Origin of the sequence: Collimonas antrihumi, assembly GCF_018304965.1 — a bacterium.
Taxonomy (GTDB): Bacteria; Pseudomonadota; Gammaproteobacteria; order Burkholderiales; family Burkholderiaceae_D; genus Collimonas; species Collimonas antrihumi.
The window spans coordinates 1-15,012 of the sequence record NZ_JAGQED010000003.1 but is presented as its reverse complement, the minus strand read 5'-3'; the positions used below and the strand labels follow the sequence as shown (position 1 = coordinate 15,012).

Sequence of the window (15,012 nt, the reverse complement as noted above, 5' to 3'; positions counted from 1 at the left end):
TGATGCAGCGCGAGGATCGGTAAATAAATCAACGGGCAAATGTTAGCGTTAACATCGAGGGGCGATGATAACGCTACCAAAATTTATATGTCAAATCATTTTTATGAATATCAGGTGGATTCTCTGGCCGATCCCAGGCCGATCTCAGGCCGATTCGTGCAGACAAATGCTGCCAATCGGCTGTCGGCAACCGGGTGAGAGTATGATGATGGCAAACTTGAACTATTCAGCCAACCATGAGCAAGCCCGTAGTCGCAAAACCCGCAATCAAACCAGCCAAAGGCAGCCGCACCACAGGCCGCGCCACCATAATCGACGTCGCACAGCAAGCCAAAGTCAGCGCGATGACTGTTTCGCGCGCGCTGAAAACGCCGCACCTGGTGCAGCAAGGAGCGCGCGACCGGATCGCCGCTGCGATCAAGAAACTCGGCTATGTTCCCAGCCAGGCTGCCAGCACGCTGGCCTCGGCGCGCTCACAAGTGATCGGCGTGCTGGTGCCTTCGCTGACCAATGCTGTATTCATCGAAACCTTGAGCGGTATCCGCGATTACCTGTCGCAAGCCGGCTATCAGTTCCTGATCGGCGAGACGGGGTATTCGAAACTCAAGGAAGCGCAGTTGATCTCCACCTACATGGCACACGCCCCGGATGGCTTCCTGCTATCCAGCGTGGGCCAGCACGAAATCCTGCGGCAACAACTGGCCACCTGCAATATCCCCGCAGTGCGCATGTTCGACCTCGGCAAGAGCAACAGCGAAATGACTGTCGGCTTTTCGCAGACCAAGGCCGGCTATGCGGTGGCCCGGCATTTGATCGAGCGTGGTTATCGCCGTCCGGCGTTCCTGGCGGCGCAGCTCGATCCACGCATGATGAAGCGCCGCGAGGGATTCCGCAAAGGCTTGGAGGAAGCAGGACTGGATCCGAATGTGGAAGCGCTGCTGTCGACCCCGACCACGGTCGACATGGGGGCGCAGCTACTGAGCCGGATCCTGGAATCGAACCCGGATTGCGACGCCGTCTTTTGCTGTAACGACGATCTGGCGCTGGGCGCGCTGTTCGAATGCCAGCGGCGCGGCATCAAGGTGCCGCAGCAGATGGCAATCGCCGGCTTCAACGACTTGTCCTGGGCCGCCTGCGCGACACCGTCGATCACCACCATCATCACGCCACGCTATGATATCGGCTACAAGGCGGCTGAGCTGCTGATACGTCAGCTAAAAGGCGAAACCATAGAAAAAGGCCGCCTCGATCTCGGGTTCCAGCTGGCTGTGCGTGAAAGTACGTAATCCATAATAATCCATAACGCATAACGTTACAGCTTCTCAAGGAAATTCTGGATGACAATCGCATGATTGCAATCCTTGCTCTTCGCACCGTAAAGTAGCGTAACCTTGCTCGCACCGATCTTCTCTGAGAACGCCGCGACGGCCGGATTCTTGCGCATTTCATCGGTGTAACGCCGTTGAAATTCGACCCATCGCACCGGATCGTGATCGAACCATTGCCGCAGCGTCGTGCTGGGAGCAATGTCTTTTTCCCACAGGTCGATGCGTGCTGCAAGCTTCGATAATCCGCGCGGCCAGAGGCGATCGACGAGGATGCGCATTCCATCATCGGGCGCGGGTGGATCATAGGCACGTTTGAGATGAATCGGCATTGCCGGGGCTTCCTGTTTTCGAGGACGTCAGAAAATATTCGGCTTTCATTTCACCACCAGCCGCCCCTTCATGGTCGGATGGAAGGTACAGATATAAGGAAATACGCCTCTCACCGTTGCCTTGAATTTCCACGAGCGGCCGGAACCGATTTCCTTCGAGTCGAAACGGTGGTTTTCCGCGGTAACCGTATGCGGAAAGGCATCTTTGTTGCTCCATACAATAGTGTCGCCCGCATTGACCTCGATTACCTCAGGGGAATATTTCATCCCCTCGATGATGATGACATGACTTGCTGGCTGAACACCAGCATCTGCCCCCAACGCCGCGCCGGCGCATACGCAAAGCAGCAGAGCTGAAGCAATCCGTTGACCTCGCCAACCGGCGCAGTTTGAAAAGGCAGACATGTTCATGCTCTATTTCATTGATGCTTGAATTTCTTTGGCGTGCTGCAAATGGGCATCGATTGCAGGCCGGACTTTCGTGATCAGGTCTTTCAACTCGGCGTTCTGGGCGCTGGGCAGGAGAGTCTTGTCAATCGCATCCAGCACCGCTTGATGATAGGTAACCTCGTGGTCGACATAGGCCTTGTCGAATGCCTTGCCCTTAAGCGAGTGAAGGGTTTTCAGGTTCTCCACGCCACCCTCTTTGAGGCTCGTGCTTGTTGCGCTCTCCTCTGGCGTGACATGCAGCTTGGTAACTAAAGCAGTGGCCTGCTTGTTGACGCCGGAATGGTCGGTAATCATGCGCTGCGCAAATTCTTTTACTTCCTTGTTATGCGATTTCGACTTGGCCACCCTGCCGGCATTGATATCCACTGTATTGGCCGCGACCACGATTCCGGCAATCTGCGCATCGCTCGGCGCTGCCGACTGCGCCATTGCTACCGTAGTTCCCAAGGCCAACACGCCTGTGATCAAGGCGCTTATTGTCCGGCTTACTACCGGATTCAGTACTGTGTTCATTTGGAGCCTCATCATCTGGTTAAAAATTCAGAATAATCACATTAAAACACTTTGTAAAGCCTTTTATGTTTTAAGTAGACCTGTCATAATGAAGCCAGATGCAAGTTGAAAGATGGAAATGACTGACATGATAGGAGTGCGGCACAGGGAGTTCCTTGAGCTGCTGATCAAAAACAAAACCGGCCTGACGGTTGATAATTTCTCCAAGGCGCTCGGCATAACCCGTACAGCGGTCAGGCAACACCTGGCCTCGCTGGAAGCCAACACGCTTGTGACGAAAAGCATTACCCGGCCATCCGGAGGACGCCCGGAACAACTTTATATATTGACGGAAAAGGGAAACAATTCCTTCCCCCGCCAATACTCCTGGTTTGCGCAATTGCTGATTGGCATGCTTGAACAGGAAGCCGGCGAAGAAGGCGCCGGCGAACGGCTGGCCGCCTTGGGTGAAAAAGTCGCGAAACAATTGCGCGCCAACGAAGCGGCAGGAGAAAACCTGTCAGTGTCAGGCCAGGTGGAGAAGCTTGCTGCGCTCATGGAAGAGCTTGGCTACAGGGTCAACCGCAATGCGCCGGCCAACATAAAGGGCATTCCGGTTATCGAAGCCGACAATTGCGTGTTCCATGACTTGGCAGAAAAACACCCGCAGGTGTGCCGCTTTGATCTTGCCCTGCTCTCTACATTTACCGACAGCAAAGTCGTGCATGAGGCATGCATGGTGAAAGGCGCGAATGTTTGCCGTTTCAGGTTCGATACGGACGAGCCGGAGTCAATTTCGTCAATTTCGGCGCCCCCCGCTAAATAACCGTCTCAAGGGCAGCGCCCTTCCTTGGTAACTTAATAACGATCGAAATATCGTTGCACGACGCGAAAATCGCGCGTCCGGCCCAACGCCAGCATCAGCAGCATGCGCGCCTTCTGCGGGTTGAGCGAATCTGCAGCGACCAAGCCGAGCAACTCATCATCGGCAGATGATGTGACGATGCCCTGCCCTACCCGGCTTGATCGCACAAACATGACACCTTTCCGCCTGGCTAGTTCTGCGCCCGAACGGGCTGCCGGCGACAAGCTGCCATTGCCGGTCGCGGCAAGCACGATACCCTTCGCGCCGGCGTCGATCGCCGCCTGATAGAGATGCGTTCCGGCCCCCTGATAGTCGTAGAGAATGTCGACTTGAGGCAACTCGCCGATCTCAGCCAGGGAGAATTCCGTGGCCAGCGTATGCAACCGCGTCGGCGTGTTGAAGAAATGCACTACACCACCGGCGACGTCACCGAGGTTGCCTTGTTCGGACGAACGGAAGGCATCGGTCATGGTGGTGCAGGTTTTGCTGATGTAACGCGCAGCACCGATCCGATCGTTGAGCATCACCAGCACACCTTTGCCGCTTGCCTCAGGACAGATTGCCAGCCGAAACGCGTTATACAGGTTGAGCGGACCATCCGCGCTCAGCGCCGTGGCCGGCCGCATTGCACCAACCAGCACGACGGGCTTGGCAGTCTTGAGCGTCAGGTTGAGAAAATATGCCGTCTCTTCGAGCGTGTCGGTTCCATGCGTAATCACCAAACCGTCAACCTCAGAATCTAGCAACACGGCCTCGGCGCGCCTTGCAAGGACCATCAGCATGGCATTGTCGATCTCGTGGCTATCGACATTGCAAATCTGCTCGCAACGGATGTCGGCCAGCCCCAGCACCTGAGGTACGGCGGCCAACACGGCATCGATCGTGGCGGTCACCTTGTAATCGTGCAATTGCGTCGCGCTGTCCGCCGACGAAGCAATCGTGCCGCCCATACCCATCAGTACGATCCGGGGCAGCCTGCGATGCGGCGATAATTTTTTGTCGTTGTCTAATGCGCCGGATTCGCCGGGAGGAAATGTATTCATCGGATCAGACCTCCGGTTACGAATCAATGCTGCAGAATCCTCGACAGGAACTCCCCTGCCCGAGGTGAACGGATACCGGGGTTGCCGAAAAACTCATCCTTCCCGCAGTCCTCGACAATTTTCCCATGATCCATGAAGATTATCCGATTACTGACTTTCCTGGCGAATCCCATCTCGTGCGTCACACACATCATGGTCATGCCTTCATTGGCGAGTTGTACCATGACGTCAAGCACCTCGCCGACCATTTCCGGGTCGAGTGCCGAAGTCGGTTCGTCGAATAACATCACGATCGGGTCCATGCTCAACGCACGCGCGATCGCCACGCGCTGCTGCTGCCCGCCCGAAAGCTGTCCGGGGAATTTGTCCTTGTGCGCCATAAGGCCAACCCGGTCCAGCATCTTCAAGCCGCGGGTTCTGGCATCGTCCTTGCTGCGATTGAGTACATTCACCTGTGCCAACGTGAGATTCTCGGTGACCGACAGATGCGGGAACAACTCAAAGTGCTGAAACACCATGCCGACGCTCGAGCGCAGCCTGGGCAGATTGGTCTTGCGGGTGGCGACGCTGACGCCGCCGATGTGGATGTCGCCCTTCTGGAAAGGCTCCAGCGCATTCACAGTCTTGATCAGTGTGCTCTTTCCTGAACCGGACGGGCCGCAAACCACCACCACCTCGCCCTTCTTGATAGTGGTTGTGCAGTCGGTTAATACCTGAAAATTGCCGTACCACTTAGAGACATTTTTAATTTCGATCATTGTGCGTCCGGATCAAAAGATGAAGATAGTGAACTGGCCTGAGACGGCGTCGATATCATTTGTCGAAGTAGCCGGCCTTGATCGTCGAACCGATCAGATTGACGATCAGCCGCCCCGCGGTAACGCAGGTCAGTTTGCTGGCATTGTCCTTGGATGGCTGGATTTCAACGATGTCCATCCCGACCACGCGCCCCTTTTTCACCAAACCGTGGATCAGCTTGCGAGCCTGCACGAAACTCATGCCGCCCGGCGCCGGACCGTCGACTGCCGGCATGATCGTTGGATCCATGCCATCGGCGTCGATCGACAAATAGTAGTTGCCGCCATCGGGAATCCGCGCCAGCACCGCATCCATGCCAACGTCGTGCAATTCGTAGGCAGTGATGATGTCGGCGCCGTAGCGGCGGGCCACCTCGAGATCTTCGGGCCGCGCACTGCCCTGCGCCCGCAAGCCGATCTGCACGATGCGGACCACATGCTTCATTTCCGACGCGCGGCGGATCGGGCTGGACAAACCTTCTGTGACGCCATTAACATCGTCGCGCCAGTCAAGATGGGCGTCGACATGCACTAATGTGATCGGCCCGGTCTCACTGAACGCACGCAACACAGGCGTGGTAATACCGTGATCACCGCCGAGCACGATCGGCAACCCGCCGCCCTTCAGAATCTGGCGCACCGCCAGTTCGACGCGCCGATAGTGATCTCCCGGTTTCGCCAGATCCGGGATGACGTCGCCGCAATCGACAAATCGAATGTCTTTGCGCCCTTGAAGCAACGGACCGTCGATATCGAAATCATAATGGTCAGGTGCGCGCACGATACGGTCGGTGACGTCGCGAATCGCTTGCGGCGCGTTGGTCTGGTCATTAGTGAAAGACCTGGCGCCATAGGCCGAGCCGAACGGCATGCCGAGCACGGCGATATCCGCCTGCAGGTTTTCCAGGTCGGTCACCAGTTCGGAATAGAGTAGCGTTGCATGCCCGGTGCGTGGGGCGACAGTCAGTTTTTCCATCAAATTCTCCAGTTGTTCAAGTTGCGATTATCAAGTTGCGATAATCAAGTTGCAAAAAAAAAGCGATCAGCGGTGGTTCCAGCGGCGCACGCGCCTTTCCATGGCGTGCCCGAAGGCATCCAATACCACGCTGACTCCCCAATAGATAAGTGCGGTCATGCCAAGCACCTCAAGATAGGCGAAGGTGTCGGCGGTCATCAGATTGCTCTGGTAGGTCAATTCCGGCAGGCTCATGACGGAGAACACTGCCGTATCCTTGAACATCATGATCGTCAGGCTGACGGTCGGCGGAATCAGGAAACCGAAAATCTGCGGCACCACCACATGACGCTGGATGTGCCAGCCGGACATCCCCAGCGACAGCGCCGCACGCACCTGCCCCTTCGGTACGCTACGGAACGCGGCGCGCAGGATTTCACAGAAGTAGCCCCCCGTATAAAATACCGTGGCGCCGATCGCGATGGAAAACGCCGATGACTGCAGGCCCAGTTTGGGCAAGCCGAAGAACGACAGGTACACCAGGATCAGGAACGGGATGTTGCGCACCAGTTCAACATAGCCAAGCGCCGCCGCACGCAATAGCTTGTGCCGTGAATCGGCCATGTAAGCGGCCGTCGTACCCGCTGCGATACCCAGCGGAATACCGATGGCGCTAACGGTCGCGGTAACCCTCAAACCTTGCAGCAAGGCTGGCGTCGCGTGTTCGACGACGTTGAAATCAATGAACATTGGGAAGCAGCCTGGAAAAGTGACGTTCGATGCGTCGTGAAACAGACGAGACGCACCACAGCATGACAAAATAGACCAGCGCGGTAGCGGCAAACACTTGCAGCGGCAGATCGCTCTGCAACGAGGCATTACGCGCCACAGTCGCCAACTCGGTGACCGCAATGATTGACAGCAGCGACGAAGCCTTGAGCAATACCGTGTATTCGTTAGTGAGCGGCGGTATGGCCCGGTGGATTAGCTGCGGCAACAGGACATGACACCAGACTTGCCAGGGCCGCATACCGAGCGCACGGGCAGATGCGGCCTGGCCACGCGGGATGGTTGATAGTGCGCCGCGCATGATCTCGCTCACATAGGCAGTAGTGTTGAGCGCCAGCGCCAGGATGCCGGCGCCAATCGGAGAGATGTTTATGCCTAGCAAAGCCGGTATGACGTAATAGGCAATCAACAGCTGGATCAGCAATGGCGTACCGCGCATCGCGCTGACGTAGACGATAACCACGGTGCGCGCGATGGTCCCGCCGACCACCCGTACGATCATCAGCAGCACCCCCAGTACGATTCCGATCACGAACGCGCAGCTACTGGTGTAAAGGGTCACACCGGCGCCCTGCACCACGCCATCGAAGAACGGCTTGAGAGCGCCGTACCAATTGATCCACTCGCTCATCATGATTGGCTCGCTTAGAGTGCGCCTTTGGGGAGATACCCCGAAGTCGGCAGACTCAGCGGTTCGCCGAACCATTTCTTCTGAAGCTCGGCCAACTTGCCGCTGGCGCGCATTTCCTCCAGCGTCTGGTTGATGAAGGCACGGATCGCAGGATCCTGCGGATTGGCGACCCACGCTAACAGTTTAGGCTCACCGACCTCGCCGATGGTCTTGAATGCTCCCGGCTGGTGTCGCATCTGCACCGACAACACATTCGACGGAATCACACCGATGTCCAACGTCCCATTGCTCAACGCCACGCTGACGTCGGGATAGGCCTGGAACAGCTTGAGTTCGGCAAAGCCCTTGCCGGACTTCGCTTTCAGCTGACGCTCAAACTCCTGAATCATCGGTTGCGCCAGCGAGCCCATCTGCGTACCTACTGTCTTACCAACCGCATCGTCGGGCCTGGCAATCGTTTTATTGGTTGAATTGACAACGAACAGCGAATGCACGATGCCGACCGGACTGCTGAACGCGAAACGCTTGGCGCGCTCTTCCGTGATGCCTACGCTGGTAGCGACAAAGTCGAATTTGTGCGACATCAGCCCCGGCAGCAGGCCCTGGAATGGCAGGTTCAACTGCACCAGCTTTACGCCCAGCTTGCGTGCCATGTGCTCAAGGATATCGTGGCCGTAGCCGACGACGACGCCGTTCTCCACGAATTCGTAGGGCTCATATGCCGCCTCGGTGCCAACCGTCAGTTGGCCGCGGGCTTTAATATCCGCCAGGGTGCCGCCTTCAGCCAGCGCCAGCGTGGGCATGCATACGGCTAAAGCTGTGACTATGGCGGCCTTGATGATGCTGCGTCGATTCAGTTTGATATTCATGTCGTCTCCAGGGTTATCTGTTCTTTTCGAATCTGTGAATTAATTCTAGTAGACGGCAAAGGAGATGAAAAATGATTCTTTTAGTGGTATGGTCTCAAAAAACGATACCTTTTAAATTATGAGCCAACTCGACTTCGATGAACGTGACCTGCGCTCGCTGCGCATCTTCTGCACAGTTGCCGAAGCGGGCGGATTTGCTGCTGCCGAGCAACGACTTAACATGTCGAAAGCGTCGATCAGCCGCCATATCCGGATGGTTGAGGAGCGCTTGGGGGTCCGGCTTTGCGAGCGTGGGCCGGCGGGCTTTAAACTGAGCGCAGCCGGCGTCGTCGCGTTGGATCTGGCGTCAGTTGCGCTTAAGTCGCTGGGGCGGATACGGCCGGAAATCGATTCGGTGCGAGGGGTACTGTCCGGCACCCTGTCGATCGGCATGTCCGAGCAACTGCTGACGCACCCGGACTGCCGTATTCCGGAAGCGCTGGCAGAGCTCAAACGGCGTGCGCCTGACGTCCAGCCGGAAGTCGTCGCGATGACTTTTGCAAACCTCAGCCAGGCTCTGCGCGAGCGTCGGCTTGAGGTCGCAATCCGAGGGATGTACAAAAGCGACCCGCTGTTCAACTACCGTGCCCTGTTCGTCGAAATTCATCGCGTCTATACCTTGGTGAACGCTACGCATAGGAAGAGCTTACTGCCGGTGGTCTACCGCCCCCATCCCTTCGTCGAACAAACGCTGGCCGTACACGGTTATGAGCGCGGCCCGGATGCCGGTGGCCTGGAAGCGATCGGGCTTTTAGTCGCGACCGGCAACTACGCCGGCCTGCTGCCGGAGCATTACGCAAACATGGTTGGACAGCGCTATGTATTGGAAGCGCTTGCCGATGGTCCCGTGTTTCACAACACGATCTGCGCCATCACCGAAGCATCGCGCCCGCTGACCCGTCGCCTGGAGTTGTTCCTCGATATCCTGGACGAACTCCATGACTGCCATCCTGGGCAATGAGCCAGGTGGCCAAAGAAAATTTTCTTATTTACCGTGCGCGGCACCGCCAGAATCGCTACCGCCAAGACCATCCGGATTGATACCCATGTAGGCCATCACACTACGATTCAACACGCCTGCCGGTGCAATGCGCGCCAGATCAAAACTCCGTATCGGACCATCGAATGCCCATCCGAATGTTTTGTCGCCCACCGCGAACCTGATTGTTTCGCCGCCTGTCACGCTGACATATCTGGTATCAGGATTAAAAGTGACCGCAAATATTTTGAATAAAAAAGAGCGTCCGATTTTAATTGGACGCTCTTTTTTTTTGCATGACTAAGACTGCGTAAAGTTGCAGCACCATCTTTCGGGGCGATGATTCAATCGCCCTGCGCACGTCTGCAGTACCGACAGTCGTTTTACTTCAATTTGTTTTGGTTACCTTGGACAGGTGACGCGGGGTATCGGGGTCGTAACCTCGCAAGCGAGCCAGCGCTTCTACCATCGGGTAGAAGCTTTGAATGGCCAGGATCGGATCCAGCTCAGGTTCATCGGCGACGATCAATGTCAAGTCGCGTTCGGCCACATCGTCCGGCGCAGCCAACAGCACGTGCGCGCCGCGCATGCGCATTTCCCTGGCGGTCGCAATCAGGCTTTCTTGCGCCGGACCACGGGTGGCAAATATCAGAATCGGATAACCGTCGTCGATCAATGCCATCGGGCCATGCTTCACCTCTGCGCTGGAAAACGCTTCTGCCTGGATCGCGCAGGTTTCCTTGAATTTCAACGCCGCTTCCATCGCTACCGGATGACTCCATCCGCGCCCCAGGACCATGATCCGATCGGCTCCCTTCAGTATTTCAAGCGCTGCGCTCCAGTCTTCCGTGGCGGCACGCGCAAGTTGCTCCGGCAACCGCGCAAGGGCCGTCAGCATGCCTGCGTCGTCGGCCCAATGCGCCACCAGTGCCGCACCGGCAGTCAGGCTGGTGATGAAACTCTTTGTGGCCGCTACACTCTTTTCCGGCCCGGCGGCAAGCGGCAATACCCACTCGCTGGCTGCTGCCAATGGCGAAGCAGAATCATTGACCATGGCGACGGTGGTGGCGCCGCCGTCACGCAGATAACGAATCGGACCAAGCAAGTCCGGGCTCTGCCCTGATTGCGACACGGCGACAGCCAGCACATCTGTGGCCTCGATCGGTGAGCGGTAAAGAGTGATCAATGACATTGGCAGAGAAGTCACCAGTTTTCCCAGCCGCGCCATCACCAGGTAGGCGAAATACGCCGAGGCATGATCGGAGCTGCCGCGCGCGATGGTCACGACCGAGCGTGGCGGCTGTGCCCGCAACCTGGCGCCAAGGCGAGCAAAACCGGATTCGTTTTCCATGAACTGGGCGGCGACTGCCTGCGCCGCCGCGCGTGCCTCATCAAGCATGAGTGATGTCAATTGATTCTCCTTCTATGTAGACCGATTTAAGATTCAGATTTTTATCCATTACCACCAGGTCGGCCCAACAGTCCGGCGCCAGCCGGCCGCGGTTGGTAATGCCGAGGAAGCGCGCCGGATTGGCGGAAAGGCGATTCGAAGCGTCATCGACTGCCAGGCCGATGTTGACCAGATTGCGCAATGCCTGATCCATGGTCAGCGTGCTGCCGGCCAGCGTCCCGTCCGCCAGCCGGACGCCGCCCAGGCATTTGGTGATTGTCTGGCCGCCCAACATGTATTTGCCATCTGGCATACCGGCAGCAGCGGTCGAATCGGTGACGCAATACAAGTGCGGAATACAACGCAATGCGGTGCGGATTGCACCCGGATGGACATGCAGCAGGTCAGGAATAATCTCGGCAAAATCGGCATGCCCTAACGCAGCCCCGACCATGCCTGGTTCACGATGATGCAACCCTGTCATCGCATTGAACAAATGCGCAAAACTACTGGCGCCGCGTTCCAGTGCCTCTACGCCTTTTTCATAACTGCCCAGCGTATGCCCTAACTGCACTCTGATACCGTCCTTTACCAAGATTTCGATCAACTCGGAATGACCCGTCAGCTCCGGAGCAATCGTCACTATCTTCACCGGCACGATCTGGTTGTAACGATGCACTTCTTCCGCTACTCCGCTCCGTGCAAAATTCGGTTGGGCGCCGAGCTTTCCGGGATTGATATACGGCCCCTCCAGATGGACGCCTAGCATCCGCGCGCCACCCGCTGTACGCTGCTGGTGCATCGGCGCCAGATCGTCCAGCGCACGCGCAATCTCATCGCCGGGTGCTGTCATGGTAGTTGCCAGGAACGAGGTGGTTCCATGCAATGCGTGCATGCGCGCCACTTTCGCGCCCGCACCATTGGCCTCCATAATGTCAACGCCGCCGCCGCCGTGAACATGCAAATCTATGAATCCGGGCAGGATGAAATCTCCGGCATTGGCATCAGGATGCACCGGCACGCCGCTGATATGCTTGATACGCTCGTCGAAAGTCAGTTCCCCGTGCACCCAGCCATTCGGGGTCAGGATGTTTCCGTTAAGTTGCATGCTCATCTTTTTCTCTTGTCAGAATAGGTCTGTGGTTTCTCGAACCGGTTCCGACGTTTCCACCAGCATCGGTGTCAGCAAAGCCTCGGCAATGCGTTGCGACACGGTTCCGCGGTAAGCGCCGCTGGACCAGTGAATATGAATCGCGTCGGGCGCGGTGGTGCGGCCATCGGTCAATTCGGGTATTGAATGACATGAATAATCGATGTCATGCGGATCGCGATAATGCATTAGATTTGTCTCCTCCGGTTCGCCATTTTTTTGAAACCGTAAATCAAGAAAATGCATCTGTTCAGGCCGTTGTCGCGCCAGCGCGCGGTAGCCATCCATCACTTTGCGATGATCGGGATTCCATTCGTCCCACCAATGGGTGGCCAGCACGTTGATCCACGGTAGCCGCTGCCAGTCGCCACTGACGAATTGCGCCTTCAAATCAGCCAGGCTGGTTCCGAGGCGATCTACCATCTCGGTAAAACTGGCCTGGTGCCAATCGGCATGCAGACCACCGCTATTCGCATCGCTTTCGCCTTGAATCCAGACCATGCCCAGCAAGCGATTGGCAGGGTTGGATTCCAGGGCAAAACGAATACGCTGACGCATATCCAGATACAGCGGCGCAGACGCCCCGGCCCAAGCCATTGCGCCATCTCGCTTGGTGTCAGGCAGGTTCGGATAGTTGTACACAGCCCGGCCGACACTAGCGCCAGGCTGTGTTCTCAAATCGCACAAGGCCGGATCGCGGTAGCGCCTCGGCTCGCCGACGGTCATGCCGGCGCCGCCGTGAGCCTGCGGCAGCAGCAAGATGCCGGCGTCGTCAGGCAGATAGCGCAACAAGCGCTGTGCGATGTAAGTACCTGGTCCCACGGTACCGGAACGCCTCAAATCTTGATTGCCATGCAAATTGGCGAAGCGCAAATCCTGCACATGATCCAGTACATGGCCCGCATCCAGCAATTTGTTCCAGCGATCCTCATATACGCCGTCGGGACGCACGCCACGGTAGCGCCCAAGCTGCTTGATTCTGGGCGATAACTGCAGATCTGCTTCCGGCGGCAATGCTTCGCCAAAACCTTGCGCATTCGACTGTCCTGCAATCACCAGCACATACCAGCGAGCGATTTCCCTTGGCTTTCCTGACCATGCTTGCGTCACAACATTTTCCTCAAACAAAAACCCGCTATCAGCGGCATCGCGAATCTTTACGAATTTTCAACCGAATTTTCAACCGAATTTTCAACATTCGTTGCCAACTGCATGATGCCGATCAGGCCCGCATCCGGTCCCAGCATGGCGGCGCTAACCGGTACCTGCATCAGGTTCGGCGCATTCGCCAGCGCAAGGCGAATCCGATGCAGCATGCCGTCGGCCAGGCCGACGCTGCCGCCGATCACGATCTCCGACAAATCCAGCGTCATATGCAAATTGCTGATTGCTTCGGCCACAGCCTTTGCCGCATTGTCGATGATCGCTTCCGCCCTGGGATCGGTCAAAGCCAGGCTGAACAGCTCGGCGCTACTCATCGTCCGGCCAAACATGGCGCTGGCCTGCCGCCCGAGTGCCGTGCCGGATGCAATTTTTTCCAGGCAGGACTGGCGGCCGCAACCGCAGCGCAAATCGTCATCGGTCGGCTGGCATGATACGGTTGTGTGACCAACGTGCCCAGCCAGTCCATGCGGGCCGATACGCAATTGCCGATCCAGCACCAAGCCACCACCGACACCGGTAGAGAGCGTGATGAACAATAAATTATCGGGAGAATTCTGCGATACGGTGGTCTGGCGGGCCTGATATTCGCCCCAGGCGGCAGCCTGACCGTCGTTCATCAAGATCAACGGACAAGCAAAGCGTTCAGTAAGACGGTCAGCCAGCGGAAAGCCATCCCAAAAAGCAATGATTTCCTGATTCACCGAATGCACTTTGCCATCGTTGATATAACCGGTTGCCGCCACCGCCACCTGCTCTGGCGCCGGCCATCCCAGCACCAACTGGCCGATGACTTCCATGAAACCGACCGGATCGGTCGCCATCGGTTGTTGACGACGTTCGATGACCTGGCCGTTCTCTACCCATGCAGCGGCGATTTTCGTTCCGCCGATATCGATTGCGAGCAGCATGCCGATTAATCCCGGACCACGGCCTGGTTCATCGATTCAATGAACCATTGGGTAATGTGTTCGATACGGGTAATCGCCGATCCGACCGTCACCGAAAATGCGCCATGACGCAGCGCATCGGCTGCCTCCGCGGCCGTGCGAATCCGGCCTTCCGCGACCACTCTTGCGCCAGCGTCTGACAAGCTGCGCACAAGCGCCAGGTCAGGTGCATCTTCGGGCTGATCAGAGGTCTCATCGGTATAACCGGACAGTGTGGTTCCGATCAAATCGCAGCCCAGCGCCAACGCCGCCAGGCCATCTGCTTCAGTCGAGCAATCAGCCATGGCCAAACGTCCGGCCTTGTGTACTCGCTGCAGCAGGCTCTCCACGCTTGCAGGACGAATCCGGTCCGTACCGTCGAAAGCGATGATCGCCGCACCGGCATCAATCAAATCCTCAACGTCTTGCAGATAGGGAGTAATACGTACCGGGCTATCGGCCAGATCGCGCTTCACAATGCCGATGACCGGTACATTGACGGCAGCGACCACGGCACGCACATTGTCAGCCCCTTCGATGCGCAGGCCACCGGCTCCGGCGGCGGCAGCCGCGCAGGCCATCGCGACGATGATGTCTTGCCTGTCCATCGGGCTGTCCGGCACCGGCTGGCAAGACACGACGAGCTTATTTCTGAGTTGTTCGATATTCATATGAAGATAAATACTTAAGGAATCTCTGATTAAGTAAACGCCCGACCGCATTGAAGCGTTAGACGAGGTATTCGAAACAAATTTGGATGAAGCCCATGAAACAAACGACACTTGCCATTGCTGGATTTGACAAATACGCGAAGAC

18 protein-coding genes are annotated in these 15,012 nt (G+C 57.0%); 3 read left to right on the top strand and 15 right to left on the bottom strand.

The genetic code is table 11. The annotated features are described in order from the left end of the window. Positions 1–236 precede the first annotated feature (236 nt). Entirely contained in the window at positions 237–1,286 is a 1,050-nt protein-coding gene (gntR, locus tag KHU29_RS04030) for an HTH-type transcriptional regulator GntR (protein WP_211451412.1), read from the top strand. 26 nt (positions 1,287–1,312) lie between these two features. Here gntR and KHU29_RS04025 read toward each other — a convergent pair whose 3' ends face one another. Genes KHU29_RS04025 through KHU29_RS04015 form a run of 3 tightly spaced genes read right to left on the bottom strand, consistent with a single transcriptional unit; the run spans position 1,313 to position 2,620 of the window. After that, on the bottom strand, positions 1,313–1,657 hold the full coding sequence (locus tag KHU29_RS04025) for a DUF488 domain-containing protein (protein ID WP_211451411.1): 345 nt from the start codon (positions 1,655–1,657) through the stop codon (positions 1,313–1,315). A gap of 45 nt (positions 1,658–1,702) precedes the next feature. Continuing rightward, positions 1,703–2,068 (bottom strand): cupredoxin domain-containing protein, encoded by a 366-nt coding sequence (locus KHU29_RS04020; protein WP_246541488.1) that lies wholly within the window; start codon positions 2,066–2,068, stop codon positions 1,703–1,705. A 3-nt stretch (positions 2,069–2,071) separates the two neighbouring features. After that, positions 2,072–2,620 (bottom strand): DUF4142 domain-containing protein, encoded by a 549-nt coding sequence (locus KHU29_RS04015; protein WP_211451410.1) that lies wholly within the window; start codon positions 2,618–2,620, stop codon positions 2,072–2,074. 112 nt (positions 2,621–2,732) lie between these two features. On the opposite strand from KHU29_RS04015, the gene KHU29_RS04010 reads away from it, so the two are divergent. Further along, positions 2,733–3,425, top strand: coding sequence for a helix-turn-helix transcriptional regulator (locus KHU29_RS04010; protein WP_211451409.1), 693 nt, complete (start codon positions 2,733–2,735; stop codon positions 3,423–3,425). Positions 3,426–3,457: 32 nt separating this feature from the next. On the opposite strand, the gene KHU29_RS04005 is transcribed toward KHU29_RS04010, so the two are convergent. The 6 genes from KHU29_RS04005 to KHU29_RS03980 all read right to left on the bottom strand — a co-directional run bounded on the left by KHU29_RS04005 (position 3,458) and on the right by KHU29_RS03980 (position 8,548). Beyond that, a complete protein-coding gene (locus KHU29_RS04005; protein WP_211451408.1) occupies positions 3,458–4,507 on the bottom strand; it encodes a type II asparaginase in 1,050 nt (349 codons plus the stop codon). 23 nt (positions 4,508–4,530) lie between these two features. Further along, entirely contained in the window at positions 4,531–5,265 is a 735-nt protein-coding gene (locus tag KHU29_RS04000) for an amino acid ABC transporter ATP-binding protein (protein ID WP_211451407.1), read from the bottom strand. Positions 5,266–5,320: 55 nt separating this feature from the next. Then, positions 5,321–6,280 (bottom strand): agmatinase, encoded by a 960-nt coding sequence (locus tag KHU29_RS03995; RefSeq protein WP_211451406.1) that lies wholly within the window; start codon positions 6,278–6,280, stop codon positions 5,321–5,323. Positions 6,281–6,346: 66 nt separating this feature from the next. Further along, positions 6,347–7,009 (bottom strand): amino acid ABC transporter permease, encoded by a 663-nt coding sequence (locus tag KHU29_RS03990; RefSeq protein ID WP_211451405.1) that lies wholly within the window; start codon positions 7,007–7,009, stop codon positions 6,347–6,349. Further along, positions 6,999–7,679 carry an amino acid ABC transporter permease gene (locus KHU29_RS03985; protein WP_211451618.1) on the bottom strand — a complete coding sequence of 227 codons (681 nt, stop codon included), beginning with the start codon at positions 7,677–7,679 and terminating at the stop codon, positions 6,999–7,001. Before KHU29_RS03985 ends, KHU29_RS03990 begins: the two co-directional genes overlap by 11 nt. Positions 7,680–7,693: 14 nt before the next feature. After that, complete coding sequence (locus KHU29_RS03980) at positions 7,694–8,548, bottom strand: transporter substrate-binding domain-containing protein (RefSeq protein WP_211451404.1); 855 nt, start codon at positions 8,546–8,548, stop codon at positions 7,694–7,696. Between the two features lie 118 nt (positions 8,549–8,666). Here KHU29_RS03980 and KHU29_RS03975 point away from each other — a divergent pair, with 118 nt between their 5' ends. Then, positions 8,667–9,548, top strand: coding sequence for a LysR family transcriptional regulator (locus KHU29_RS03975; RefSeq protein WP_211451403.1), 882 nt, complete (start codon positions 8,667–8,669; stop codon positions 9,546–9,548). Between the two features lie 24 nt (positions 9,549–9,572). On the opposite strand, the gene KHU29_RS03970 is transcribed toward KHU29_RS03975, so the two are convergent. The 6 genes from KHU29_RS03970 to KHU29_RS03945 all read right to left on the bottom strand — a co-directional run bounded on the left by KHU29_RS03970 (position 9,573) and on the right by KHU29_RS03945 (position 14,867). Then, positions 9,573–9,812 (bottom strand): CzcE family metal-binding protein, encoded by a 240-nt coding sequence (locus tag KHU29_RS03970; protein ID WP_343216027.1) that lies wholly within the window; start codon positions 9,810–9,812, stop codon positions 9,573–9,575. 142 nt (positions 9,813–9,954) lie between these two features. Next, complete coding sequence (locus KHU29_RS03965) at positions 9,955–10,977, bottom strand: SIS domain-containing protein (RefSeq protein ID WP_246541486.1); 1,023 nt, start codon at positions 10,975–10,977, stop codon at positions 9,955–9,957. Further along, positions 10,958–12,070 (bottom strand): N-acetylglucosamine-6-phosphate deacetylase, encoded by a 1,113-nt coding sequence (gene nagA, locus KHU29_RS03960; RefSeq protein ID WP_211451401.1) that lies wholly within the window; start codon positions 12,068–12,070, stop codon positions 10,958–10,960. Before nagA ends, KHU29_RS03965 begins: the two co-directional genes overlap by 20 nt. A gap of 12 nt (positions 12,071–12,082) precedes the next feature. Beyond that, positions 12,083–13,216 (bottom strand): sialate O-acetylesterase family protein, encoded by a 1,134-nt coding sequence (locus KHU29_RS03955; protein WP_211451400.1) that lies wholly within the window; start codon positions 13,214–13,216, stop codon positions 12,083–12,085. 47 nt (positions 13,217–13,263) lie between these two features. After that, positions 13,264–14,178, bottom strand: a complete 915-nt coding sequence (locus tag KHU29_RS03950; RefSeq protein WP_211451399.1) for an ROK family protein — start codon at positions 14,176–14,178, stop codon at positions 13,264–13,266. Positions 14,179–14,183: 5 nt separating this feature from the next. After that, the gene (locus tag KHU29_RS03945; RefSeq protein WP_211451398.1) at positions 14,184–14,867 is read right to left on the bottom strand and encodes an N-acetylmannosamine-6-phosphate 2-epimerase; all 684 of its coding nucleotides are present in this window, start codon (positions 14,865–14,867) and stop codon (positions 14,184–14,186) included. Positions 14,868–15,012: the final 145 nt, after the last annotated feature.